The 23779-nt window shown below is 70.9% G+C and carries 20 protein-coding genes and 3 pseudogenes; 15 read left to right on the forward strand and 8 right to left on the reverse strand.

The window, feature by feature from the left end; genetic code table 11:
- Positions 1-17 precede the first annotated feature (17 nt).
- The 5 genes and pseudogenes from ACH4S8_RS44135 (at position 18) to ACH4S8_RS44155 (ending at position 2446) form a co-directional block, all read left to right on the forward strand.
- Positions 18-563, forward strand: a complete 546-nt coding sequence (locus ACH4S8_RS44135) for an amidohydrolase family protein (RefSeq protein ID WP_398404867.1) — start codon at positions 18-20, stop codon at positions 561-563.
- A gap of 3 nt (positions 564-566) precedes the next feature.
- The gene (locus ACH4S8_RS44140) at positions 567-779 is read left to right on the forward strand and encodes a hypothetical protein (protein WP_398404835.1); all 213 of its coding nucleotides are present in this window, start codon (positions 567-569) and stop codon (positions 777-779) included.
- 435 nt (positions 780-1214) lie between these two features.
- Positions 1215-1454, forward strand: coding sequence for a hypothetical protein (locus tag ACH4S8_RS44145; RefSeq protein ID WP_398404837.1), 240 nt, complete (start codon positions 1215-1217; stop codon positions 1452-1454).
- A 64-nt stretch (positions 1455-1518) separates the two neighbouring features.
- A pseudogene (locus ACH4S8_RS44150) lies at positions 1519-1818 on the forward strand (LLM class flavin-dependent oxidoreductase); the annotation flags it as partial.
- On the forward strand, positions 1760-2446 hold the full coding sequence (locus ACH4S8_RS44155) for an LLM class flavin-dependent oxidoreductase (protein WP_398404869.1): 687 nt from the start codon (positions 1760-1762) through the stop codon (positions 2444-2446). The pseudogene ACH4S8_RS44150 and the gene ACH4S8_RS44155, both read left to right, overlap by 59 nt.
- A gap of 54 nt (positions 2447-2500) precedes the next feature.
- Here the strand turns inward: ACH4S8_RS44155 and ACH4S8_RS44160 are convergent, their stop codons facing one another.
- On the reverse strand, positions 2501-3415 hold the full coding sequence (locus tag ACH4S8_RS44160; protein WP_398404839.1) for a LysR family transcriptional regulator: 915 nt from the start codon (positions 3413-3415) through the stop codon (positions 2501-2503).
- A 279-nt stretch (positions 3416-3694) separates the two neighbouring features.
- Here ACH4S8_RS44160 and ACH4S8_RS44165 point away from each other — a divergent pair.
- From ACH4S8_RS44165 to ACH4S8_RS44180, 4 genes and pseudogenes are all read left to right on the forward strand, one after another.
- Positions 3695-6022 (forward strand): annotated as a pseudogene (locus ACH4S8_RS44165) (CaiB/BaiF CoA transferase family protein); the annotation flags it as partial.
- 90 nt (positions 6023-6112) lie between these two features.
- The gene (locus tag ACH4S8_RS44170; RefSeq protein ID WP_398404871.1) at positions 6113-6934 is read left to right on the forward strand and encodes a crotonase/enoyl-CoA hydratase family protein; all 822 of its coding nucleotides are present in this window, start codon (positions 6113-6115) and stop codon (positions 6932-6934) included.
- 69 nt (positions 6935-7003) lie between these two features.
- Positions 7004-8185, forward strand: coding sequence for a thiolase family protein (locus tag ACH4S8_RS44175; protein ID WP_398404841.1), 1182 nt, complete (start codon positions 7004-7006; stop codon positions 8183-8185).
- Positions 8186-8241: 56 nt separating this feature from the next.
- Complete coding sequence (locus ACH4S8_RS44180; protein WP_398404843.1) at positions 8242-8676, forward strand: Zn-ribbon domain-containing OB-fold protein; 435 nt, start codon at positions 8242-8244, stop codon at positions 8674-8676.
- Between the two features lie 110 nt (positions 8677-8786).
- Here the strand turns inward: ACH4S8_RS44180 and ACH4S8_RS44185 are convergent, their stop codons facing one another.
- A complete protein-coding gene (locus ACH4S8_RS44185) occupies positions 8787-9350 on the reverse strand; it encodes a TetR/AcrR family transcriptional regulator (RefSeq protein ID WP_398404845.1) in 564 nt (187 codons plus the stop codon).
- 104 nt (positions 9351-9454) lie between these two features.
- Between ACH4S8_RS44185 and ACH4S8_RS44190 the strand changes: the two genes are divergently transcribed.
- Positions 9455-10537, forward strand: a complete 1083-nt coding sequence (locus ACH4S8_RS44190; RefSeq protein ID WP_398404847.1) for a saccharopine dehydrogenase NADP-binding domain-containing protein — start codon at positions 9455-9457, stop codon at positions 10535-10537.
- Between the two features lie 278 nt (positions 10538-10815).
- Complete coding sequence (locus ACH4S8_RS44195; protein WP_398404849.1) at positions 10816-11799, forward strand: IS481 family transposase; 984 nt, start codon at positions 10816-10818, stop codon at positions 11797-11799.
- 112 nt (positions 11800-11911) lie between these two features.
- On the opposite strand, the gene ACH4S8_RS44200 is transcribed toward ACH4S8_RS44195, so the two are convergent.
- The 3 genes from ACH4S8_RS44200 to ACH4S8_RS44210 form a co-directional block, all read right to left on the reverse strand.
- Positions 11912-13420: an aldehyde dehydrogenase family protein gene (locus ACH4S8_RS44200; RefSeq protein WP_398404851.1), complete on the reverse strand. Its 1509-nt coding sequence runs from the start codon at positions 13418-13420 to the stop codon at positions 11912-11914.
- 124 nt (positions 13421-13544) lie between these two features.
- The gene (locus ACH4S8_RS44205; protein WP_398404853.1) at positions 13545-14651 is read right to left on the reverse strand and encodes an NAD(P)-dependent alcohol dehydrogenase; all 1107 of its coding nucleotides are present in this window, start codon (positions 14649-14651) and stop codon (positions 13545-13547) included.
- Positions 14652-14921: 270 nt separating this feature from the next.
- Entirely contained in the window at positions 14922-17057 is a 2136-nt protein-coding gene (locus ACH4S8_RS44210) for an acyl-CoA dehydrogenase family protein (protein ID WP_398404855.1), read from the reverse strand.
- 134 nt (positions 17058-17191) lie between these two features.
- Here ACH4S8_RS44210 and ACH4S8_RS44215 point away from each other — a divergent pair, with 134 nt between their 5' ends.
- Both ACH4S8_RS44215 and ACH4S8_RS44220 read left to right on the forward strand, forming a co-directional pair.
- Complete coding sequence (locus ACH4S8_RS44215) at positions 17192-17797, forward strand: TetR/AcrR family transcriptional regulator (RefSeq protein ID WP_398404857.1); 606 nt, start codon at positions 17192-17194, stop codon at positions 17795-17797.
- Positions 17798-17887: 90 nt separating this feature from the next.
- Positions 17888-18484 (forward strand): annotated as a pseudogene (locus ACH4S8_RS44220) (LacI family DNA-binding transcriptional regulator); the annotation flags it as partial.
- A 91-nt stretch (positions 18485-18575) separates the two neighbouring features.
- On the opposite strand, the gene ACH4S8_RS44225 reads toward ACH4S8_RS44220, so the two are convergent.
- The 3 genes from ACH4S8_RS44225 to ACH4S8_RS44235 form a co-directional block, all read right to left on the reverse strand.
- Positions 18576-19613, reverse strand: coding sequence for an LLM class flavin-dependent oxidoreductase (locus ACH4S8_RS44225; protein ID WP_398404859.1), 1038 nt, complete (start codon positions 19611-19613; stop codon positions 18576-18578).
- Between the two features lie 274 nt (positions 19614-19887).
- Positions 19888-20568: an SDR family NAD(P)-dependent oxidoreductase gene (locus ACH4S8_RS44230; protein ID WP_398404861.1), complete on the reverse strand. Its 681-nt coding sequence runs from the start codon at positions 20566-20568 to the stop codon at positions 19888-19890.
- A gap of 43 nt (positions 20569-20611) precedes the next feature.
- Positions 20612-21550: an NADP-dependent oxidoreductase gene (locus ACH4S8_RS44235; RefSeq protein ID WP_398404863.1), complete on the reverse strand. Its 939-nt coding sequence runs from the start codon at positions 21548-21550 to the stop codon at positions 20612-20614.
- Between the two features lie 137 nt (positions 21551-21687).
- Here ACH4S8_RS44235 and ACH4S8_RS44240 point away from each other — a divergent pair, with 137 nt between their 5' ends.
- Together ACH4S8_RS44240 and ACH4S8_RS44245 are read left to right on the forward strand one after the other, a co-directional pair.
- Positions 21688-22326, forward strand: coding sequence for a TetR/AcrR family transcriptional regulator (locus ACH4S8_RS44240; protein WP_398404865.1), 639 nt, complete (start codon positions 21688-21690; stop codon positions 22324-22326).
- Between the two features lie 105 nt (positions 22327-22431).
- Positions 22432-23361 (forward strand): GlxA family transcriptional regulator, encoded by a 930-nt coding sequence (locus ACH4S8_RS44245; RefSeq protein WP_398404873.1) that lies wholly within the window; start codon positions 22432-22434, stop codon positions 23359-23361.
- Positions 23362-23779 lie beyond the last annotated feature (418 nt).

Here is a 23779-nt window from a genome sequence, read left to right on the forward strand (position 1 = left end):
GCGGACAAGCCGGCCGGGTGGCGCGACGACCAGGACGGCATCGACGACGGAGACCTGGCCTTCGGCAAGGGCACCGGACTGTTCCACCGCGGCCGAATATCGAAGGAATTCCCCTACGACCCCGCCCTGCTGCACCACGAAGGAAGGCTCTTCTGGACCGCCACCCCGACCTGAGGATGCTGGTGTCCGAGGGCGGAGCGACCTGGGTGCCGTTCATCGCGGACCGCATCGAGGAGGGCTACCGCCAGCACGCGATGGCGGTGCGGCCGAAGCTGAAGCGCTCCCCGCGGGAGATCATCTACTCGCAGGTGTACGCCTCCTTCCAGCACGACCAGACCGCAGTGGCCGCGGCGCAGTCCATGGGCTACCACAACGTGATGTGGGGCAGTGACTACCCGCACATGGAAGGCACCTTCGGACATACGCAGCAGACACTCCACGAGCTGTTCGACGGGGTCGACCCGGCCCTGCAGGAGCGCATCACCGTCGGTGCGTTCGCCGAACTCTTCCCGGACGTACCGCCCCTGCCCACCACACCCGCCACCGTGCCGGCCGGGGCCTGAGCCATGTCCGACAACGTCATGTACGACTCGCCCACCGAGTTCCTCCACGACGCCGCGAGCTCCGCCGGGGCCTGCGTTGCCCAGTCCGTCATCCCCACCGACGACGGCACCTACCGGTGCGCCTGCTCCTGCGAGAAGTGGGACATCACCGCTCCCAGCCGGGACGAAGGCCTCCATCTGGCCCGCGTCCATACCGGATCGGTGGCGCCCGCGTGACACGGCAGCCCGGGTACGCGCCGGCGGAGGGAACGCGGTGACAGGACATGCCATGGCAGGCAAGGTCCCGCAGGGCAGCCCCTGGGAGGTGTCCCGGGCAGTCGAGCCCGGTCCGGCTCCGGGGGGTCCGGCTTCGGCGACATGATCGAGGTCCTGCGGGCACTGCAGGACACGATCACCGGGGCGCTCCCGCCGCCGGAGCTCGTCGAGGAGGCGACCCGTACCCTGCGTGGCCTGTCGGCCGCGCTGGCGCCCCACACGGTCCCGGAAACGGGAGCAGGCCACCGGCCACCGGATGGACCTGCCGGGACGCGGGCAGGCCATGGCCCCCGCGTTCCTTCCCGACGAGTGGGACGACTCCCGCGTCAGCGGGCGGGTCACGTTCGGCCGCCACTACCTCGGTGGCAACGGCGCGGTCCACGGGGCGCCATTCCGTTGCTGTTCGACGAGGTTCTCGGCCGCCTGTCCAACAGCGGGCGCCCTGTGGCCCGTACGGCGTATCTGCACGTCAACTTCCGCCGGATCACGCCGGTCGGAGTGGAGTTGCGCCTGGATGCCAAGTTCGAGCGGGAGGAGGGCCGCAAGAGGGTCCTCACCGCCGCTCTGTACGACGGCGACCATGTCACCGCCGACGCGGAGGGGCTGTTCGTCACCCTTCGCCCCGGCCAGCCCTGAACAGCTCGAAGAGCCTGAACAGCACTCTGAAGCCTGAACAGCACTCTGCAGAGGGGGAGCTCGCTTGAAGTTCACCGTCGAGTATCCGATCAGCGCTCCGGGGTACGACGTCGGTCTTGCCACGGGCGCCGGAGTCACACGGATCGCACGCGCCATCGAAGAACACGGCTACGACGCGGTGGCCTTCACCGAACACCCCGCCCCCTCGAAGAAGTGGCTGGACGCGGGAGGGCACGACGCCCTCGATGTCACCGGGGCGCTGTCGTACTGCGCCGCGGTCACCGAGCGGGTGCGGCTGATGACTTATTTGCTCGTGCTGCCGTACCGCAACCCCCTGCTCAACGCGAAGGCCATGGCCACGGTGGACCGGCTGTCGGGGGGGACGGCTCACCGTGGTGGCGGGCACCGGATACCTCCGTTCGGAGTTCCGCTCGGTCGGTGTCGACTTCGACGAGCGCAACGAACTCTTCGACGAGGCACTGGCCGTGATGCGCGGTGTGTGGTCGGAGCATCCCTACAGCTACGAGGGCCGCCACTTCCAGGCCCATGACACCGCGCCGCTTCCGCGTCCGGTCCAGCCCGGGGGACCGCCCGTCTGGATCGGCGGCAACAGCGCCCTGTCCCGGCGACGGGCGGCCCGCTGCCAGGGATGGAGCCCGCTCATGGTGACCGAGGAACTGGCCCGCACCACGCGGTCACCCGTCATCGCGGACCTCGGCCAACTCGCGGCGCGCATCGCCGAAGTGCGGGAGCGGGCGGAGGCGGAGCAGGGCCCGAACGTGAGTCTCGACTTCCAGGTCCAGACTCCCGCGAGCGGATACATGGCCACCGGCGGCTCCGACGAGGAACACCGCGACTACCTGGGCCGGCTCCAGGACGCCGGAGTCACCTCGTTCGTGGTCCGGCCGCCGGGCGACAGCGTCGAGGTGGCCGAGGCAGCGCTGCACTCGTACGCGGACGCCTTCCTCGACAAGGCCACCCAGGTGCGGTGACGGGTGGCCTCCGGCGCCTTACCGGTCGGGCCCGTCCCCCGGGCCGCGATCGGGTCACGAACTCAGTGGCCGCGTGCCGTGCCGCATGCGCAGCGCGTCCACGACGGTCCGCAGCCCCGGTACACGGCTCTCGGCCTCCGGCCGCCACGCGATGCCCGCACGCAGTACCAGCGTCGGTTCGTCGAGCGGCACGACGGTGAAGTGCGGAGGGGCGAAGATACGCGCCGCGGGGGTGTCGGCACTCATGATCGTGAGGGAGAGCACCCCCGTGCGCAGCACATGGGCGGCCATCTGCACCACGTCGTTGTGCGGCAGCGGTACCAGACGGGTGACACCCGCCTCCAGCAGCGCCGTCCGTGTCTCTCCCATCACCTGCGGATGCACCTTCGGCGAGGTCACCAGAACCTGACGTTGTCTCAGGTCACGCAGCCTCAGCGAGGTCCGGTCGGCGAGGGCGTCGTCGGACCGCATCGCGACGCCGTAGGGCGCACGTGACAGCAACAGGCTCTCCACCCCCTCCGTGTCCACGGGCAGGTGCACCACCGCGAGATCGACACGGTCCGCGGACAACATGACCAGCGTCTCCGCCGAAGGCGCGAGGGTCACCGGCAGATCGGCGTCCGGCAGTACCCGGTGGTACGTCTCAAGCACCCGGTCCAGCACCACCGCCGGTGCCAGTGGCGCCGCCCCGATCCGGCACCGGGGCACATCCACATGCTTGTCCGGAAGCCCGCGCAGCGTGTCGAAGACATTCACCGCGTCCTGTGCGCGCTCCCTGAACACCTCGCCGAACTGCGTCAACTCGACATGGTGGTGCTCCCGGACGAAGAGATCGCGCCGCAACTCCTGCTCCAACTCGCGGATCCTGCGGCTGAGCGGGGAGGCCGTGATGTGGAGCCGTTCCGCCGCATGGCCGAAGTGAAGTTCGTCCGCCACCGCCAGGAAGTACCGGAGCTGCTGAATGTCCACCACCTCAGTAGAACACCACCCCCGGCCGCCATCGATGCGGACCCCCGGCCACGTTGCGGCTTCGCACACGAGCACATCACCGAATCGGACATGTACACGTGGCCTGACCGGGGGCCACGCTGAAGGCGTAACGCGGTGTTCATGCGAAGCACACGCGTGTCATGCGTACGAAGCGGTGCGGGCGACGCCCCTGCCACTCGTACGCCCCTCACATGCAGGTACGTAAACGGCTCACCCGAGCCGTCAGGACGTCATGCCTGACAGGCTCTGGAGGAGCGGATGACACCGACAGCGGACGACGGCGCGCGGCGGGGACCACTGCACGGTCTGACCGTGGTGGACACCACCGACGGCCGGGGGGAGACAGCAGGTCGTTTCCTCGCCGATCTGGGCGCGGACGTCATCCTGGTGGAACCCCCGGGCGGGGCGGCGGCACGCAGGCGCGCACCCCTCCACGACGGAACGAGCCTCTACTTCGTCACCCACAACGCCAACAAGCGCGGCCTGACACTCGACACGGAGACCGACGAGGGCCGCGCGGCCCTGTTGCGGCTCCTGGACACGGCCGACATCTGGATCGAGTCGGACCGGGCCCGGGGCGAAGGCCTCGACTTCGCATCCGTGGCCCGACGCAATCCGGCGCTCGTCCTGCTCACCATCACCGACTTCGGGCTCACCGGCCCGTACCGCGACCACGTGGCGACGGACGCCGTGCACGCCGCGCTCGGCGGGGCGCTGTGCCGCTCCGGGCTGCCCGGCCGCCCGCCCCTGCCTCCGCCGGGTTCCCTGGGTGCCGAATCGGCGTGCCTCCAGGCCGCGTACGTCGCGCTCCTCGCCCACTTCTCCGCTCTCACCACGGGCCTGGGCGACCACATCGACTTCTCCCTGCACGAGGGAATCACCCAGGTCATCGACCCGGGGTTCGGTATCGGCGGGTCCGCCACGGGCGGGCTGCGTGCCGCGGACCTGCCCCGGGGCAGGCCCTCCGCCGGCCACATGTACCCGATCTTTCCCTGCGCGGACGGATCGGTGCGGATCTGCGTGCTCAGCCCGCGCCAGTGGCGTGGAATGCGTGCCTGGCTGGGAGAGCCCGAGGAGTTCGCCGACCCGCGCTACGAACAGCTGGGCGTGCGGTTCAAGGAAGCGGACCGCATCCACGCCCGTATCGGCGAACTCTTCCGCGACCGCACCCGCGACGACCTGGCGGCCGAGGGACAGCGCCACGGTGTTCCGATCGCGGGCCTGCTCGACGCCGGTGAGGTCCTGCGCGCCGACCACTACCTGGTGCGGGGCGCGCTGGAGGACGTGGAGGTGGCGCCGGGCCTGGACGGCCGCATGCCCACCGGTTTCCTGGAGGTCGACGGCCACAGGGCAGGCCTGCGACGCCGCGCGCCCCTGCCGGGGGAGCACAACGAGGAGATACTCGGCGCTCTCGCGGCCGGGCCGCGAGCGCCCGGTGACGGAGGCGGCACGCCCACCGGTACCGGTGACAGCGGTCGGCGGCACCCACTGGCCGGCCTGCGCGTCCTGGACCTCGGCGTCATCGTCGCCGGGGCCGAGCTGGGCAGGCTGCTCGCCGACCACGGCGCCGACGTCATCAAGCTCGAGAACAAGGCGTTCCCCGACGGCGGCCGGCAGTCGCGCACCGGTGAGGTCATCACCGCTTCCAGCTCCTGGGGCCACCGCAACAAGCGCAGCCTCGGACTGAACCTGCGTTCCCCCGACGGAGTCGAGCTGTTCAAGCGGCTGGTCGCCGACAGCGATGTGGTGCTGTCCAACTTCAAGCCCGGCACCCTGGAGTCCCTCGGCCTCGGCTACGAGACCCTCCGCGAGATCAACCCCCGCCTGGTGATGGCCGACAGCAGCGCCCTCGGTTCCAGCGGCCCCTGGAGCAAGCGCATGGGCTACGGTCCGCTGGTGCGGGCGTCGGCCGGCCTCAGCGACCTGTGGCGCTACCCCGACACACCCGGCCAGGGCCACAGCGACGCAGTCACCATCTACCCGGACCATGTGGTCGGCCGCGTCGGTGCCGCCGCCGTGCTCGCCCAGCTGATCAGGCTGCACCGGACCGGCACGGGAGGCACGGTCAGCATCTCCCAGGCCGAGATCATCCTCAGCGCCCTCGCGGACCGGCTGCTCGGGGAGTGGCTGAACCCCGGCTCCCTGGCTGCCGGGCAACTCGCCTCCGACGCGCCCGACGGCGTCTTCCCGTGCGCGGGCGACGACGAGTGGTGCGTGGTGTCCGTACGGGACGACGCGGACTGGCGGCGGCTCTGCGCGGCCATCGGCAGGCAGGACCTGGCGGCGGACCCGGCCCTGGCCGACGCGACCGGCCGCCTCGCCCACCGGGACCGTATCGCGGAGGCCGTGGCCGAGTGGACGGCCGCGCGCGCCCCGCGCGACGTCATGGATCTGCTGCAGAGCGCCGGAGTCCCCGCCGCGGCCATGCTGCGGGTCGGTGAACTGCTCACCGACCCGCAGCTCGCCGAACGCGGCTTCTTCGCCCGGCTGCGCCAGCCCACCCTGAACGAGGCGCTGCCGACCGAGGCCCGCCCCGCGCACTCGTTGCGGCTGGCCGATCCGCCGCTTCGGCCCGCGCCCCTCCAGGGCCAGCACACCCGCGAGTTGAGCGGAGAACTGCTCGGCCTCAGCGAGGAGCGGACCGACGAACTCATCACCGACGGAGTACTTGAGGTGATGGCGGACCGGGAGCGGGAGGAACTGCTCGAAGCCACGCGGCGGGCGGTCCTCGTCGAGGACCGCGGCTACGTCCGGGTCATCACCCTCAACCGGCCCCAAGCCCGCAACGCCGTCAACCAGGAACTCTCCCTGCTCCTCGGTACCGCCCTGGAGGAGGCCGAAGCCGATCCCGTCGTACGCGCCGTCGTGGTGACCGGCGCCGGGGACAAAGCGTTCTGCGCCGGCGCCGACCTCAAGGCGGTGGCCCGCGGCGAGACCATCATCCCGCCGGGCCGCGAGGCATGGGGATTCGCCGGATACGTCGATCACCACATCGGCAAACCAGTCATCGCGGCCGTCAACGGCTTCGCCCTGGGCGGCGGTACGGAGATCGCGCTCGCCAGTGACCTGGTGGTCGCCGCCGACACCGCGGCATTCGGACTGCCCGAGGTGCGGCGCGGCATCATCGCCGCGGCCGGCGGCGCCTTCCGGCTGGTCGCGCAGCTGCCGCCCAAGGTGGCCATGGAACTGCTCTTGACCGGCGACACCCTGGGCGCCGCCGAGGCGAAGGACCTGGGACTCGTCAACCGGGTCGTGCCGCAGGACCGCGTGCTGGCGGAGGCCGTGGCCCTCGCGGAGCGCATCGCCGCCAACGCGCCTCTCGCGGTCCAGGCAAGCAAGCGCATCGCCCGGGGCATCTCGGACGGCTCTGTCGCCGCGGAGGTGGACCGCTGGTCCCACTCCCACACCGAGGCCCGCGCGGTGATGCGGTCCGCCGACGCGAAGGAAGGGCCGCGCGCCTTCGCCGAGAAGCGTGCCCCTGTCTGGCAGGCCCGCTGAACCCCCGTACCCCTCCGACCCACGCAGCAAGAGGCCCGCATCAGGGCCGGGAAAGGCAGTTGCATCCCCGTGACCGTCACACACAACGTCGGCCGTGGACCGGCCATCGCCGGCCTGGGCATCACCGAAATGGGCAAGGTGTACGGGCGCGGCGCCGCCGACTTCGCGGCCGACGCGGTACGGCGCGCGGCACAGGACGCCGGGCTCGCCCTCAGCGACATCGACGGGCTGCTCACCAGCCAGGGTGTCGGGGGCGGTGTCGGGCTGGGCCTCCAGCGCGATCTCGGCCTGCGTGACCTGCGCCTGCTCTCCGAGGTACAGGCATACGGCTCGACCGCCGGAGCCATGGTGCAGTACGCGTCCATGGCCGTGCGGTCGGGCATGGCGGAGGTCGTCGCGTGCGTCTTCGCCGACGCGCCGCTGAAGGAGAAGCGTTCGGCGGGCGCGGCCTACTCCGGCGCCGGCCGCGCGGCCTCCGGCTGGCGCGGGCTCAACGCCGCGGCGGGCATCGCGGGTGCCAACCCGCTGTACGCCCTGGCCGCCCGCCGCCACATGGACACCTACGGGACCACCAGCGAGCAGCTGGCCCACATCGCCGTCGCCCAGCGCGAGTGGGCCGTGAAGAACCCTCTCGCGCAGCTGCGCACCCCCATCACCGTCGAGGACCACCAGACCTCGCGGCCCATCGCGGACCCCTTCCGCCTGCTCGACTGCTGCCTGGTCAGCAACGGCGGCATCGCCGTGATCGTCACGACCGCCGAACGCGCGGCGACGCTGCGCAGGCCGCCGGTGCACGTCCTCGGCTGGGGCCAGTCCCACCCGGGGTATCCGATGCGCCGCGGAAGCGACTTCGGACTGGTGAGCGGCGCGGCCACGTCGGGTCCCGCGGCCCTGAAGATGGCGGGCGTCTCCCTCGGCGACATCGACGTCGTCGAGCTGTACGACTGCTACACCTACACGGTCCTCATCACCCTGGAGGACTACGGGTTCTGCGAGAAGGGGGAGGGCGGTGCGTTCGTCGCCGGCGGGGCGCTCGGCCCGGCCGGGACACTGCCGCTGAACACCGGCGGCGGCCAGCTCTCCTCGTACTACATGTGGGGCATGACACCGCTGTCCGAGGCGATCGTCCAGGCCCGGGGCGAGGCGGGCGAGCGTCAGGTGCCGCGCCACGACGCCGTGCTGGTCAGCGGCAACGGCGGCATCCTGGACCACCATTCGACGCTGGTGCTCAGCCCCCACGCCCACGCGTGAAACACCGCTCCCTCTTCGCCGGCCGACCGCGCGCCGGCCGCACAGAAAGGCCCGCCATGCGCCCCGTTCCCACCGTCCTGCGGGATGCCGACACGGCAACGTTCTTCGACGGCACGGCCCGAGGTGAACTGCTGATCCGCCACTGCGCCTCCTGCGGGGAGTACGGGGCCCCGCAGGAGCGCTCCTGCCCGTCGTGCGGCTCTCAGGAACTGACCTGGACCCCCGCCCGGGGCACCGGCACGCTGATCTCCTGGACCGCCGTGCACGGAAGGCCTCCCAAGGACGGCGGACCGGTCCCTCGGACGACGGTCGGCCTCGTCGAACTGGCCGAGGGTCCCTGGCTGCACGCGCGTGTCGTCGACGCCGGGCAGACCGCCCCGACCACGGGGGCGGCCGTCATCGTGGCCTTCGAACGCCCGACGACGCCCGAGGGGTCCGACGTACCCGACGCGGAGGCCGTACCCGTCTTCCGGCTGGGCGACGGAACCTAGATGTATTAACCACGAGCGTTGTTGACAGGGGTGGGCGAGCCTCCTGCTCGTCCGCGGTGTCCTCGCGGGCTATCGCCAATGCTGAGCGGGGTGGCGCCGCCACTCTCGGCTCACGCGCCCTCGGCCAGCACCGCCTGGAGCGCAGCCTCTGCGGCGTCGAAGCACTCGGGGAAGGCGCCCTCGCCGCCGGCCCAGCGGGCGAACGCCTCCTCGGAGACGACCGAGGCCACCCGCGCGGCGAGGTGCGCCTCGGTGGACCCGGCGCCGCGCCGCTCCAGCGCGTCCCGAAGCGCGGCGGTGACCTCCGCGAGCTTGCTGCGCTCGCGCTCAATGAGCTCCGGGCTGGACTCGATGACCGCCTTGCGGCGCCCGGAGTCGGTGACCATGTCGCTGGCCGCCGTACCGATCTCACGAAGGGCCGACAGCGCTGCCGGTAGCGGCGCGAGCCCGGGGTCCGCGGCCAGGACGGCCTCGGCCACGGCGGGCGGAAGCCGTTCGGAGCCAGCGAAGAGGATCTCCCGCTTGTCCGGGAAGTACCGGTGGAAGGTCCGCCGGGTCAGCCCCGCCCTCTCCGCGATCTGCGTCACCGTCACGGCGTCATAGTCGTGCTCGGCGAACAGGTCGAGCGCCGCCTGGCGCAGGCGTTCCGGTGCTCCAGGGTCCCAACGTGCCATGCCCCCACCCTACCCACACCGCTGTCTCACTGTGCCATCGGCGGTGTTAGCCTGGTGATGACACAGTGAGACATCGGAGAGATGTCAGAGAAGGAGGAAGAGCGATGACGCAGGGTGAGATATGGATTCTGGGGGCCACCGGCCGGGTCGGGCGGGCCGTCGCGGCGCAGATCGTGGCCGCCGGGACCATCCCCGTACTGGTCGGACGCGACGCCGGCCGACTGCGTAAAGTCGCCGCCGAGCTCGGGCTCGACGCCGACTCGAAGACCGTCGTCGCGGCGGGGGCGGACGCCATGGCGGCCGAGATCACCCGGCAGCGGCCCGCCGTGGTCGTCAACACCATCGGCGACTACGCCGAGACCGCCGTCCCGCTCGCCCGCGCCTGCCTGTCGGGCGGCGGCCACTACCTCGACCAGGCCAACGACCCGACCGCCTTCCACCGCCTGCTCGCCCTGCACGACGAGGCCGCCGCCGCGGGCAGCACCCTGGTGACCGGCGCGGGGTTCGGCGTCCTCGGTACCGAGGCGATCGTGGCCCGCCTGTGCGAGAACCGCCCCATGCCGAGCCGGGTCCGGGTGGACGCCTTCGCCTCGGTTGCGGTGGAGGCAGGCGTACTCGGCACCGCCCTCGCTACCAGCATCGTGGACGGCTTCGCGATGGGCGGTCGCCGTTACGAAGACGGCCAGTTGCTCAAGACCCGCCTCGGCGGGGAGGTTCATCACCTGACCCTGCCCGACGGGGAACGCATGTCCGCGGTCGGTGTCCCCTCCGGTGAACTCATCGCCGCTCAGCGGGTGAGCGGGGCCCCCTCGGTGTCGGCGACCTCCGGCCTCATTCCCGCCTCGCGCGCCGTCCGGGCGGCCCTGCCGCTGCTGTCCGCGCTCCTGCGGATCCGGGCGGTACGGACCTTCGCGATCGGCCGGATGGCGGGGATCAAGGCCAAGGCCGCCCCGCGCCCGCGTCCCCACACCTGGGGCCACGCCGTCGTCACCTGGCCCGACGGCACCGTCCGCGAAGGCTGGCTGCGGACCGGCGACGCCATGGACTTCACCTCCGCCGTCGCCGCGCAGACCGCGCTCCACCTCGCCGCGGGCAAGGAACGACCCGGCGCACACACCCCGGCCGCCGCCCTCGGCCCGGACCTCGCTACCGCCGCCGGAGCCCACTTCGTAGATGAGGTTGCTTGACTACGAGCGTTGCCAACCGTGCCGAGCGATCCGGGTCCTTCGCTCAGCGCGGCCCCGCCGGAACAATTGCTGTCGACGTCCCTGGTAGGGCCTGCCGCTCGCGACAACGGCCTGTACCACCGCCGTGGCTGCCGAGATCGCCGCGCGGGATCGCCTCGGTGCCGGCAGCACCGTCCTCCTCGACTGAGGAATCCCACAGTCCCACGTCGGCTGACCGCACTGCCCTGAGCCGGACGGGCCAGGCATCGGCCAACGCCCACCACATCTACGAGGTGTCTGTGCCCCATCCCAACGCGCGGCTGGCGATCCATGGAAGACGGCTCCTGGTCGATCGCGTCCGAGCCGGAAGGCCCGTTGCGCACGTGGCCGACGAGATGGGTATCTCTCGAACGACCGCCCATAAGTGGGTCCGGCGCTGGCGATCCGAAGGCGACGCGGGACTGTACGACCGCCCCAGCCGACCCCGGACCACCCCGCACCGCACGGCGCCTGACACCGAGGCCAAGATCTGCGCGTTGCGACGCGAGCGAAAGCTCGGCCCCGCACGGATCGGCCCGATCATCGGCATACCCGCCTCGACGGTCCATCGCGTTCTCACCCGCCACGGCCTCAACCGGCTGCGCTGGATGGACCGCCCCACTGGCCAGGTCATCCGCCGATACGAGCGATCACGGCCCGGCGAACTGATCCATGTCGACATCAAGAAGCTCGGCAACATCCCTGACGGCGGCGGACATCGGATCATGCCCCGCCAGATGGCCACCGCCAATCGACAGGCCACAACCACCGCGCGCAAGGGTGGCAGTCCAGTGATCGGCTACAGCTTCGTCCACACTGCTGTCGACGATCACTCCCGCCTCGCCTGCAGCGAAGTCCTGACCAACGAGCGCAAGGAGACCGCCGCCTCCTTCTGGCAACGCGCCAACACGTTCTTCGCCGCCCACGGCATCACCGTCGAGCGCGTCCTGACGGACAACGGATCCTGCTACCGGTCTCGCCTCTTTGCCCAGACCCTGGACGCCTCCGGCATCACCCACAAGCGCACACGGCCCTATCGCCCCCAGACGAACGGCAAGGTGGAGCGCCTGAATCGGACCCTGCTCGACGAATGGGCTTACGTACGCCCGTACTCCAGCAACGCTGAACGCACGGAAGCCCTGGCGGACTTCCTTCACACCTACAATTACCACCGGTGTCACACCGCGCTCGGCGGGCAACCACCCATCAGTCGCGTCAACAACCCTGCGGGCCAATACACCTAGAGAGCGAGCCTGCGCCGGGGACAGTTCCGGCGCAGGCGCACATACGGATGGCCCGGCCCCGGTTCAGGGGGGCCGGGCCATCCGCATGTGCCTCGATCCGGTGTATGCGTCGTCAGTCCGACTCGCCCAGCCGCTTCCTGACGTCGGCCAGGTTCTGCGCGACCGCTCCCCGCAGCTGCGCCAGGCGCTCGTCGGTGTACGGAGGCATCGACGACGGGGCCACCCCGACCGGCAGCAGGCTCTGCGTGATCGTGCGCTGGTGGCTGAAGGTGTCGAAGCCGACCTTGCCGTGGTATGCGCCCGAACCGCTCTGCCCGACGCCGCCGAACGGGGCGCCCTCGATCCCGTAGTGCAGCGCCATGTCGTTGCGGGTCAGGCCACCGGACGTGGTGCGGTGCACGAACTCGCGGAAGTCCGCGGTGTCCTCGCCGTACCAGTACGCGGCCAGCGGATGGGGGCGTGCGGTGACGTACTCGACGGCGTCGTGCACGGTGTCGTAGGGGAGGACACTTATCACCGGCCCGAAGACCTCCTCGTGGGCGATGGCCATCTCGTCGGTGACACCCAGCACCAGCGTCGGCGGCATCCGCCGGGACGCGGCGTCCGGGAGGGAGGTGAGTTCGTCCTCCGGAACCAGCGTGATGATCTCCGCGCCCTTGGACCGGGCGTCCTCGACGAGGCCGTCGACCCGGGCGAAGTTGCGGTCGTCGACCAGCGTGACCACGTCGGGGTTCTCGCGGAAGGCGGGGAAGTAGCGGCTCATCGCCGTCCGGTACGCGCCGACGAACTCCTCGACCTTCTCCCTCGGCACGAAGACGTAGTCGGGGCACAGGCACAGCTGCCCGCCGTTCATCATGCGGGCCGCGGAGACCCGCTCCGCCGCGACGCGCACATCGGCGTCATGGCCGACCACCACCGGATTCTTGCCGCCCAGCTCCAGGGTGACGGGGGTGAGATTGCGCCCCGCCGCCGCTGCCACGTGCCGTCCCACCGAGGGGGAGCCGGTGAAGAAGAGGTGATCGAAGGGGAGTTCGGAGAACGCGACGGAGGTCTCGGTCCCGCCGCGTACCACCACGGCCTCGTCGGGAGAGAACCGCCCGGCCACCGCGCGTGCGAAGACCTCTGCGGTACGCGACGGAACCTCCGAGAACTTGATCATGACGCGGTTGCCTGCGGCGAATGCCTCAATGGCCGGCTGGAACACCAGTGAGACCGGGAAGTTCCACGGCCCCACGATGCCGACGACACCCTTGGGCCTGCTCTGCACGAAGGTGGGAAGCCCCTTGTCGGCCGCGGCGGGTATCTCGACGTCCGCCATCCACGATTCGAGTTCCGTGCGGACCAGCGTCACATCACCCATCGAACCGAGCACGTCACTGCTGAGGGAGTTCGCTTCGGGCCGGTTGCCGAAGTCCGCGGAGAGCGCGGCCGTCAACTCGTCGGCGTGCTCCAGCAGGGCCGCCGTCAGCCGGTCGATGCGATTGCGGCGCACCTCCGCGCTCGGTGGTCCCTCCGCGAGGAAGGCCCGCTGCTGGGCAGCCAGCAGGTCGCGGAGCTCCGCGGCGGAGATGTCCTCCGGCGGAACGGGGGAGGCGGGGGTGGTGTCAGGACTGGCCAACATCAGTCTTCTTTCGTGAACGTCGAGCAGGGCGAACAGGTCGAACAGGTCGAACGAGGAGGGCTGGGCGGCCCTCTGTCGTGCGCATCGCGGGACAGGACGCGGCGAGGGCCGCGCGCTGGCCGCTTCAGCTCTCCGCGGGCTCGTCGAACACGAGCACCGGCTTGATCGCGGCGCCGGAGACGGCGTCGGCGATCGCGGTGTTGATGTCCGCGAACGGATAGGGCCGGATCACGTCGCCGACCGGGAACTTGCCCGACGCCTGCAGGCGGAGCAGCCGCGGGATGAAGGACTGCGGATCCGCGTCGCCCTCGATGCAGCCGCGGATCGTCTTCCCGTTGCTGACCAGGTCCATCGCGCCGAAGGTCACCTCCGGTGCGCCGAGGCCCAGCAGGACCAGCGTGCCGAGCGGTGCCAGCGACGCGACGGCCGAGCGGATCACGGCAGGGACGGCGGTGGTGTCCACGGCGTGCGTCGCGCCGCCCGCGGTGATCTCCGCCAACTGCTCCGCGAGGTCGGCGGACCGGCCATCGAGGGCGGCGGTGGCGCCGACGGCCAGCGCCGTCTTGCGGCGTCCCTCGGACAGGTCGACGGCGACGACCGTCCCGACTCCCAGAGCCCGGGCAGCCATGACGGCCGCGATGCCCACGCCCCCGACGCCGTAGACGACCAGCCGTGAGTCGGCGACCGGCTCAAGCACGTTGAGAACGGCGCCCGCACCGGTCTGGAAGCCGCAGGCGAACGGCGCCGCGGCCACCAGATCGGTCGACGGATCGACGACGACCACGTTGTCCCGGGTGGCCACCGCGTACGTGGCGAAGCTGGACTGGCCGAAGAAGGGGGCGCGCAGCGGCTCCCCGTCCTGGCTCAGGGTCGAGGTCCCGTCCGGCCGGGCACCGGAGGAGTTGAGCGGGACGAAGGACACGCAGTAGGAAGGGCGCCCCTGCGTACAGGGGAGGCATCGGCCACAGCTGCGGAAGGTGAGCAGGACCTTGTCACCGACGCTCACCCCTTCCACCCGCGAGCCGGTCTCCTCGACGATCCCGGCGCCTTCGTGACCGAACACCGCGGCGGGCGCCGCCGGCACACCGGCCTTCGACACGAGGTCGGTGTGGCAGATGCCGGCGGCGACCATCCGCACCCGCACCTCGTCCGCGCGCAACGGACCGAGCGTGACCTCTTCCAGACTGAACGGTGACTCGGGGCCCCGGGAAAGTGCTGCGGTGATCTGCATGGAACGTGTACTCCTTCGTACGTACGCTGCGACGAGGCGCGCTCTGTCGCGCGGGGAGGCGGGGCACCGTGACGTGCCCGTGGACGCGGGACGGGTGGGTGACGGGGAACGGCTCGTCCCCGTATGTGTGACGTCCCCGTGTCAGCCGCGTGAACCCCTGTTCACGTCGATGCTGGCACCGGGAACCGCCGTTGACCATTGCCGATTCCCTCATGTGCATGTGTCCGTATGCGTCACCCGCCGGGTTGCCGACGGGTGACGGGTGACGGGTCAGCGCGGAAGACCCAGACCGCGGGCGATGATGCCGCGCTGGATGTCGTTGGTGCCGCCGCCGACGACGTACATGACGGACAGGCGCAGGCCGTACTCGAAGGCCCCGCCACCGGGCACGCCCGGAACCGACGCTGACAGTGCGGCGTCGGGGCCGAGTATGTCCAGGACCGTCTGGCCGAACCGCTCGGCGAGTTCACCGCCCAGGACACCGGCCATGGGGGCCGCCAGCCGCGCGCCGGTGTCACCCGTGGTCGCCCGGAGCGCGGCGGCCACCAGCGTCCGGGTGGCCTGCACGCCGACCGCCAGTTCTGTCAGCAGGGCGCGGGAGTGGGAGCCGCGCGGGCCCATCCGGCCGGCCGGGTCCTCCCGGACGTGGGCCAGCAGATCGTCGAGCTGGCGGTGCAGGGCGGCGGCGATGTTGCCCATGCTGATGCGCTCACCGGCCAGCGCGTCGGTGATGACCTTCCAGCCGCCGTTCACCTCGCCGACGCGCCTGCTGTCGGGCACCCGCACGTCGTCGTAGAAGACCGTGCAGGAGATCTCGCCGGACAGGGCCCGGTGCTGCTGCACGGTGATTCCGGGGGTGTCCATCGGGACGAGGAACATGGTGATGCCCGCGTGCTGGGGGGAGGCGTCGGGGTCGGTGCGGACCGCGAGCCACACCCAGTCGGACTCGTGACCCCCGGTGGTCCACAGCTTCTGCCCGTTGATCACCCAGTTGTCGCCGTCGCGGACCGCGCGCGTGCGCAGCGAGGCCAGGTCGGAACCGGCCTCCGGTTCGCTGTAGCCCAGGCAGAAGGCAAGTCGGCCGCGCCGGATGAGGGGCAGGAAGGTGTCCCGCTGCTCCTGGGTGCCGTGTTTGCGGATGGAGTTGCCCAGCAGCAGGACCGCGCCCAGCGCCTTGCTGACCGGAGCCCGCCGGTAGGCGCTCTCCTCGCTCAGGACCACCTGCTCGGCCAGGGAGGCACCTCGGCCGCCGTCCTCCTCGGGCCAGGCGAACCCGAGCCAGCCGCGCTCCGCCACGGCGTTCGTCAGTTCGGGGTCCTGCTTCAGGCCGACGCCGCCGATCCGGTCGGCGTACTCCTCGAACAGCGCGCGCACCTCGGTGCGGAACGCCTCGGCCGTCTCGCCGAGTTCGCGTGCCGGGAGCGATCCGGTGCCTTCGACGAGGATGTCGGCCAGGTCGCCGGTGGTGCGCGGCAGGGTCTGCAGCCGGGTGATGTCGCCGTGGACGCGGCGGAACAGCCACGGGGCGTCGTGTTCCTCGAAGTAGCCGATGGCCGCGAGGGTGTGGTGTGCGCCGAGCTGGACGCGGGGGGCCGCGGCACGGGCGTGCTCGACGGCGAACTCGGCCGAGAGCAGCCGGTCGGGCAGTCCCTGCTCAAGGGCGCGTACGGCGTCGTCGATCAGCAGGTTTCCCGCGCTGACGTCGATCTGGCAGGTGGCCGTGCGCTGCTGTACGGCGCCGAATGCACCGATGACCTTGCCGAACTGGACGCGCTGCTTGGCATGTTCGACGGCCATCTCGTGCGCGCGCTCGGCGGCGGCGAGGGCCCGGACGCCGAGCTGGAGGCGGAGCAGCACCACGGCTTCGTCGGCGGCGTCCGCGTCGACCTCGACCGAGGCCGAGACGGCACCCGGCGTCGCCGTGGACCAGGCCGGAACCGCGAGGCCCGCCGTGTCCTCCGTTCGCTCGATCGGGCGCAGCACCGCGGTGCCGCCGCCCGGGGGGAGGGTGAACAGATGGGTGGCCCACCGCGCGGCGTCCAGGTGGCGGACCTGCGACTCGGTGCCGTCGCCGGCACATGCGACGACTCGTACCTCGCCCCGGCCGATGGCGCCGAGCAGGTCCTTGTCGTGGGCGAGCAGGCGGGCGGCGACGAAGGAGTCCATCACGGGCAGCGGACAGGCGACGCGCCCGAGTTCGCGCACCGCGGCGACGGCGGCGCCCAGGGCCCCTTCCGCGCCGAGTTCGAGCCAGCCGCTGCCGGCGGCCGTCCGCCACAGCTTCGCGAGACCGGTCTCGGCGGCGGCGGTCGGGCCTGCCCAGTCCCGTTTCAGAACCCCCCGCACGCTTTCGGTGAAGGCCGAGATCTCGTCGTGGTCCATGGGCGTGAAGGGTGCGGTGGACATGCGGGTCCTCACTGAGTCGGCCGACGCGATGGCCGGGCATTTACTGAACGGAAACCGTCAGCAATTCCGACTGTAAAACGGACGGGATGCGTTCAGCAATAGGTGTGGGGGCGGTCGTATAGGAAAATGGCGCCATGACTACATCGAGGGCCATGCCGGGAAGGCCGCGCGACGACCAGGTGGACCGCCGGATCGCGGACGCCGCCGTCGAGCTGTTCGGGCAGCACGGTTGGTCGTCCTTCAGCGTCGAGGCGGTGGCCCGCCGGGCGGGCGTCGGCAAGGCTTCCGTCTATCTGCGCTGGCGCAACAAGGAGGACCTGCTCATCCAGGCCCTCTCCCAGCGCCTGGAGCGGGTGTCCGACGTCGACACGGGTACGGTTCGCGGCGACCTGGTCCAGCTCGTCCGGCAGCAGTTGGAGCTCTACGTGGGTGAGTGCGGCCCGGCCGCCCTGCGGCTCGGGTTCGAGGCGCGCGGAAACCCGGAGCTCGCCAAGCGCCACGAGGAGCTGGCGCAGGCGCAGATCACGGCGGCCCGTGCCATGGTCCGGCGGGGCATCCGCAGCGGCGAACTTCCGGAGGACACCTCGGTCACCTTCCTCCTCGACGCGCTGGCCGGCGGGGCGATGAATCACGCGATGGCCCTCCCGGCGGCGCTGCGCCCGCTCTCGCCGGAGGACGTCATGGACTACGCCGAGCGGTTCGTGGACTTCGTCCTGACGTCGGTGCTGGCGGACACGTAGGCGTGCGGCCCGGTACTGGCGCGGGGTTTCCCGTGGCAAGAGGGCGATGCGGCTGACCACTTCGCACGGCAAGCGCGTCCAGGCGCTCGGATCACGGTCTCGGTGGGCCGGCGCCTGCCCGGTGTGCACGTCGACAGCGTGCACACTGCCGAGAGCAAGGGCGTACGCCAGGTCATGGACCACCTCGTCGAACTGGGGCACCGGCGCATCGTGCACGTCGACGCGGGCCGTCAGTCCGGATCGACGGAACGCCGCCGCGCCTACCGCGCCGCGATGCGTCGGCACGGTCTCGCCGAGGAGATCCGGGTGATCCCGGGCACCCATGACGAGGACGCGGGCATCGAGGCCGGCCGTGTACTGCTCGCCGAGCGCGACCGGGGTTCGTCCCTGCCCACGGCGATCCTCGCGGGCAACGACCGTAGCGCCATGGGCCTGTTGATGACGTTCACCCGGGCGGGTGTCGAGGTCCCGGACCAGGTGTCCGTCGTCGGTTACGACGACAGTCACCTGTCCCATGTCATGCCCGTCGGTCTGACGACGGTCCGTCAGGACGCGCCGCTCATGGCCGAGTACGCGGTGCGGTTCGCCGTGGAGCGACTGGAGGACGGAGCGCTGCAGCCCCGTGAGGTGGTACTGGACCCGAAACTGGTGGTCCGGGGAACCAGTGGCCCGCCCCGGAGGGAGTGAGGCGGCCTCGCGAACCGGTGAATGGTGGTCGCCTGTCCTCGGGTCGGCCGCCGCTGAGAGGCTGAGGCTACGGGTGCCGCGAGTGCCGGCGTCAGGTTTCCTGGGTCTCTTTGCGGATGACCGGGGCGACTTCGGTGGCGAGGAGTTCGATGGAGTCGTTGACCATGCAGGACGGCATACCGCCGAAGTCGATCTGCCCCATGAAACGGTCGATGCCGAGGAGTTCGCGTTCGACGAGGATCTTGTCGATGACTTCCTGCGGGCTGTCGGTCATGAGGGCGACCAGCGGGCTCGCGACGGCTTCGAACCGGTCGGAGTCGATGTCCCAGCCCCGCCCGCCGGGTGTCTTGGGCCGCAGGTACTCCCGGTAGTAGGGATAGAGGTCGCGACGGGCGCTCTGGGAGGTCTTGCCGACGTAGAAGTGGCTGGTGACACCGAGGCGAAGCCCTTCGGGTATGTGACCGGCGGCCTCGCCGACGGTCCGGTAGTGCTCGGTGAGCGGGCGGGCGCGGCGGATGTCGCCGCCGATGAGGCCCAGAACCATGGGCAGACCGAGGCGTGCGGCGCGTTCCGCGCTGGCCGGTGTGCCGCCGACGCCGAGCCACAGCGGCAATGTGTCCTGTTCGGGGCGAGGCGGGACAGGGATGGCGTCGAGAGCGGGGCGGTGGTGGCCGGACCAGGTGACGTCGGTGCTCTCGCGAATGGCGAGGAGCAGGTCGAGCTTCTCCGCGAAGACGTCGTCGTAGTGGGCGGGGTCGACACCGAACAGAGCGAAGGCTTCGAGGAAGGCGCTGCGTCCGGCGATGATCTCGGCGCGGCCACGGCTGAGATGGTCCAGGGAGGCGAAGTCCTGGTGGAGGCGGACGGGGTCGAGCGTGGACACCACGGACACAGCACTGGTGAGACGAATGTGGGTGGTGACCTGGGCTATCGCGGCCAGCGGGACTGCGGGGTTGGCGACGGAGAAGTCGGGGCTGTGGTGTTCGCCGAGGCCGAAGACGTCAAGGCTGGCCTGGTCGGCGGCGATGGCGTAGGAGACGATCTCGCGGGTGCGCCGGGCCGGGTCGTGGAGGCGGCCGGTGGCAGGGTCGGTCTGCAGGTCGGACAGGGACAGGATGCCGAGTTCCACGGCACGCTCCTCACGAGAAGAGGCCGTGGTGTCCGCCCGGCGGGGCGGACACCACGGCGTGTTCGGCTGCTGGCGACGGGCATGGCCCGCGCGTGGTGGGTGTCAGTGGGCTAGGGGGGGTGAGGAGCGGTGTGCGTGCGAGGGGTAGGAGGCGGGGTCAGAGGCCCTGAGGGCCGAAACGTCCCGGGCCGCCAGGGCGACCAGGATCAGCCCGTGGCCCGTGGCCCGTGGCCGACGGCGAAGTCGGCGAGACCGTTGAAGCAGACGGCCGGGGTCAGCCGGTGAAAACTGCCTCGGCGCGGTCGCGGGCTTCGTGCAACTCCCAGTACAGGTGGGCGATCTGCTCGGGCGTGGCGCTCGGGATGCCCTCGGGGCCGCCCTCGCCGATCCACACGCCGATTGCGACGTGTCCTGCGTACACGCCGCTGCCGGTCAGCTCCTTGTTGAGGTTGATGACCCAGTTGCGCAGGGCCGCGGCGGCGGCGTTGACGTTGCCGAGCATGGGGAGGGGGTCGACCGATCCGCCGCCGGTGGTGAACAGCAGGGTCCCCGCGCCGGCCTCGCGCATCGAGGGCAGGACCGCGCGGGCGGCTTCGACGGCGCCGTAGAGGTAGTACTCGATCTGCGGCTGCAGGTTCTCCACGGTCGATTCGGACGGAGCGGCGATGATGATTTCGGGTACGGGGGAGTGCGGGGCCGGGGAGTACTCCAGCACGTCGATGGCCCCGAATCGGGACTTGGCGGCCTCCAGCGCGGCGGTCAGGGAGGGCCGGTCCATGATGTCGGCGGCGAAGCCCTCGGCAGTGATGCCCTCGCCGCCGAGCTGACCGGCCAGGGTGTCGAGCTTGTCCTTGCTACGGGCGATCAGCGCGACGTCGAAGCCGCGGCTGCCGAAAGTGCGGGCGATGGCCAGGCCCATGCCGGGGCCGGCGCCGGTGATGGCGATGGTGGGCACGATCAGATTCCTCTTTCCGTGGTGCGGGTGGACCGGGGGCGGATCAGGAGCAGGTGACGGCGATCTTGCCAAGTGTTCCGCCGCCGAACGCGGCGAAGGCGTCCGCGGCCCGCTCCAGCGGGAAGGTGGCGGAGACCGGGACGCGCAGCGCACCGGAGGCGGCCTTCTCGGCCAGCGCGGTCAGGGTCCGGGCGTTCGCGTCAGCCATGACACCGTGGACGGCGACGTCCTGTCCGGCGACGGCCTCCTGGGTCAAGCCGGTGGTGGAGGCGATCCTGCCGCCCGGCTTGAGCAGCCCGGCAAGCTCTGCGCCGTCGCCCGCCAGATGGACGATCGCGTCGACGCCTTCGGGGGCGAGCGTGCGTATCTGTCCGGCGAGGTCGCCGGTGAAGTCCACGACGGATACGCCGGCGTCGGTCAGAGAGGTGACGAAGTCGGCCTCGGCGCCGGGACGGGCGGTCGCGATCACGCGGGCGCCGGAGGCGACGGCGAGCTGCACGGCCAGGGAACCGACACCACCGGTGGCGCCGGAGACCAGCACGGTTTCGTTCTTGGCGAGGTCCAGGGCGGTCAGGCTGTCGAAGGCGGCGGTACCGGCCAGACCCAGTACACCCGCGTCCCTGATGTCCAGGCCCGCGGGGATGTGGGCCACTCCGTAACCGGCGGTCACCGTCACGTACTCGGCGAGCGAGCCGGTGCCCAGGAACGGCTTCATGATCACGCCGAAGACCGAGTCGCCGACGGCGAAGCCCTCCACGCCCTCGCCGAGCGCCTCGACGGCGCCCGCGAAGTCCTTGCCGACCACCAGCGGGAACCGGTGCTCCATCAACCCCTGCAAGTAGCCGGCCGCCGTGGCGGCGTCGAAACCGTTCACCGGCGACGCGGCCACCTTGACCAGCGGCTCACCGGCCTGTGGGCGCGGGGCCCCGACCTCGGCCACTACCGGAGCGGCGGGAACCTCATTCAGTACGACTGCGCGCATGGCGACACTCTTGGGTAAGTGGAACGACCTTCCCGCTTCTGGTATCGCCCAGCGCAACAAGAAGTGGGCTACCCGTTCCACTTCGCTAGGGTGGAGGAATGAGGCACACCGCAGTCCCTAACGAAACCCCAGGCTCCATGTCCGATACGGGGCTGCGAGCCAACGCCGAGCGCAATCGTGACCGCATTCTCGCCGCCGCCCGCCGCCTCTTCGCCACCGAAGGCCTCGGTGTGTCCATGGCCTCCGTCGCTCGCGAGGCCGGCGTCGGCAAAGCCACGCTCTCCCGTCGCTTCGCCACCCGTGACGAACTGGTCAACGCCGTCTTCGCGGACCGCATGGACGCCTACACCTCAGCCGTCACCGAAGCGCTCGCCGACCCCGACCCCTGGCACGGATTCACCGGCTACATCACTGCTGTCTGTGCCATGCAGGCAGCCGACCGCGGCTTCGCTGACGTCCTCACGATGACCTTCCCCGCCGCCAAAGCTCTCGAAGAACGCCGCGCCGAGTCCTACAACGGGTTCCTCGAACTCATCTCCCGAGCCAAGGGCACCGGCCACCTCAGTGACGACTTCACCAGCGAGGACCTCGTCATCCTGCTCATGGCCAACGCCGGTGTCGTCAACGCCACCGGCGACGCCGCCCCCGACGCCTGGCGCCGACTGGCCGCTCTCATGCTCCGCTCCTACGCGGCCCCCGGAGCGCCCCTGCCCCGCTGCCCGACGCTCCCACGCCCACGGCTCTGTACCGCGCCATGGTCCGCATCGCCCGTCTGACCACCGGCAATGCATGAGCCCGGGGAGCGGCCGCAAGGGAAGGGGGGATCCAAGGGGTCGACCCACGTCTTCTGAGCAGCCCTGGTCATCCGGCCGCGAACACAACTGACCGGACGGCTCCCGGGTGTCCTCAGACGGTGGCGAGGAGCCTGTCAGTCCACGTCCGGACGGCGGAGGCGACCTCGGGCGTGCTACGACTTCCGAGTCTGCGCCGAGCGTCCCGGACTCCTGCCGACCGGCGCTGGCTACACGATGCTCGTCGAGGCGGGGCTGTCCGCTCTGCGGGAGGCGGACACTGTGGTTGTCCCCGGCCGACATCCGCCCGACGCGCCCGTGTCGCCGGACGTCGTCGAGGCGCTGCGAGGCGCCCACCGGCGCGGGGCGAGGATCGTCGCGATCTGCACGGGGGCGCTCGTCCTCGCCCAGGCCGGACTGCTCGACGGCCGTCGCGCCACCACCCACTGGCGCAGTGCCGCCCGGTTTGCCGCCGCCTTCCCTCAGCTGCACGTTGATCCGGATGTGCTCTTCGTGGACCACGGCGACGTGGCGACCAGTGCCGGGACCGGCGCGGGCATCGACCTGTGCCTGCACCTGGTGCGTTCCGACCACGGAGCGGCATACGCCGCCGGGATCGCCCGGCGCATGGTCCTGCCGCCGCACCGGGAGGGCAGCCAACTCCAGTACGCCGCGCAGCCTGCACCGACCAGGGCGGACGAATCATTGGCGCCACTGCTGGAGTGGGTCACCTCCCGCCTCGACACCAGACTGACCCTCGACCACCTCGCCGAACGCGCCGGCCTGTCCAGCCGAACCCTCGCCCGGCGGTTCACCGAACAACTCGGCACCAGCCCGGGACAGTGGCTGCTCACCCAGCGCCTCGACGCGGCACGAATACTGCTGGAACAGACCGACCTTCCGATGGAAGCCATCGCCACCCGGGTCGGACTCGCCTCGGCGGTCAACCTGCGCCGCCGTTTCCGAACGCACCTCGGCACCACACCCGGCGCCTACCGGCGGACCTTCAGTGAAACCTGATGACATAGTTGGGCGTTCATGCACACCTGGGCAAGCGGGCAGAGCGCGGGCGCAACGAGAACAGTGTTCAGCGGCCAGATCTCATTACGTGTCATGCCGACCACGCCGCTGCGGCTTTGCGCGCCACCCCGACCGCTTCGGAGCCCCTCCGGGGTTGATTCCGCAGGCGCAAGGTGACCTAGTCCGGACCACGGAGGCGTTTCATGAGTAGTCGCTCATGAAACACCCGGAGGGTCTGATGCAGGGTTGGGTGACAGGTTGACCTGCCCCACCTCTCAGGTTCCAGTTCTGCTGGCTAACTGACGGCCTTCACGAAAGGCTGCCGGACATGCCCCGCGCCTACCCCGCTGAGTTCCGCGCCCGCGCCATCGCGCTGGTTCGGGCAGGAAAAGAACAGAAGCAGACCGCCGTTGACCTC

Origin of the sequence: Streptomyces sp. NPDC021080 (genome assembly GCF_044333225.1) — a bacterium.
Lineage (GTDB): Bacteria > Actinomycetota > Actinomycetes > Streptomycetales > Streptomycetaceae > Streptomyces.

Bases quoted from the DNA above. Each gene is read 5' to 3' on its own strand.
- ACH4S8_RS44140 (WP_398404835.1), top strand. From the start codon at position 567: ATGTCCGACAACGTCATGTACGACTCGCCCACCGAGTTCCTCCACGAC.
- ACH4S8_RS44170 (WP_398404871.1), top strand. From the start codon at position 6,113: ATGGCGGACCGGGAGCGGGAGGAACTGCTCGAAGCCACGCGGCGGGCG.
- ACH4S8_RS44180 (WP_398404843.1), top strand. From the start codon at position 8,242: ATGCGCCCCGTTCCCACCGTCCTGCGGGATGCCGACACGGCAACGTTC.
- ACH4S8_RS44185 (WP_398404845.1), bottom strand. From the start codon at position 9,350: ATGGCACGTTGGGACCCTGGAGCACCGGAACGCCTGCGCCAGGCGGCG.
- ACH4S8_RS44190 (WP_398404847.1), top strand. From the start codon at position 9,455: ATGACGCAGGGTGAGATATGGATTCTGGGGGCCACCGGCCGGGTCGGG.
- ACH4S8_RS44200 (WP_398404851.1), bottom strand. From the start codon at position 13,420: ATGTTGGCCAGTCCTGACACCACCCCCGCCTCCCCCGTTCCGCCGGAG.
- ACH4S8_RS44205 (WP_398404853.1), bottom strand. From the start codon at position 14,651: ATGCAGATCACCGCAGCACTTTCCCGGGGCCCCGAGTCACCGTTCAGT.
- ACH4S8_RS44210 (WP_398404855.1), bottom strand. From the start codon at position 17,057: ATGTCCACCGCACCCTTCACGCCCATGGACCACGACGAGATCTCGGCC.
- ACH4S8_RS44215 (WP_398404857.1), top strand. From the start codon at position 17,192: ATGACTACATCGAGGGCCATGCCGGGAAGGCCGCGCGACGACCAGGTG.
- ACH4S8_RS44235 (WP_398404863.1), bottom strand. From the start codon at position 21,550: ATGCGCGCAGTCGTACTGAATGAGGTTCCCGCCGCTCCGGTAGTGGCC.
- ACH4S8_RS44240 (WP_398404865.1), top strand. From the start codon at position 21,688: ATGTCCGATACGGGGCTGCGAGCCAACGCCGAGCGCAATCGTGACCGC.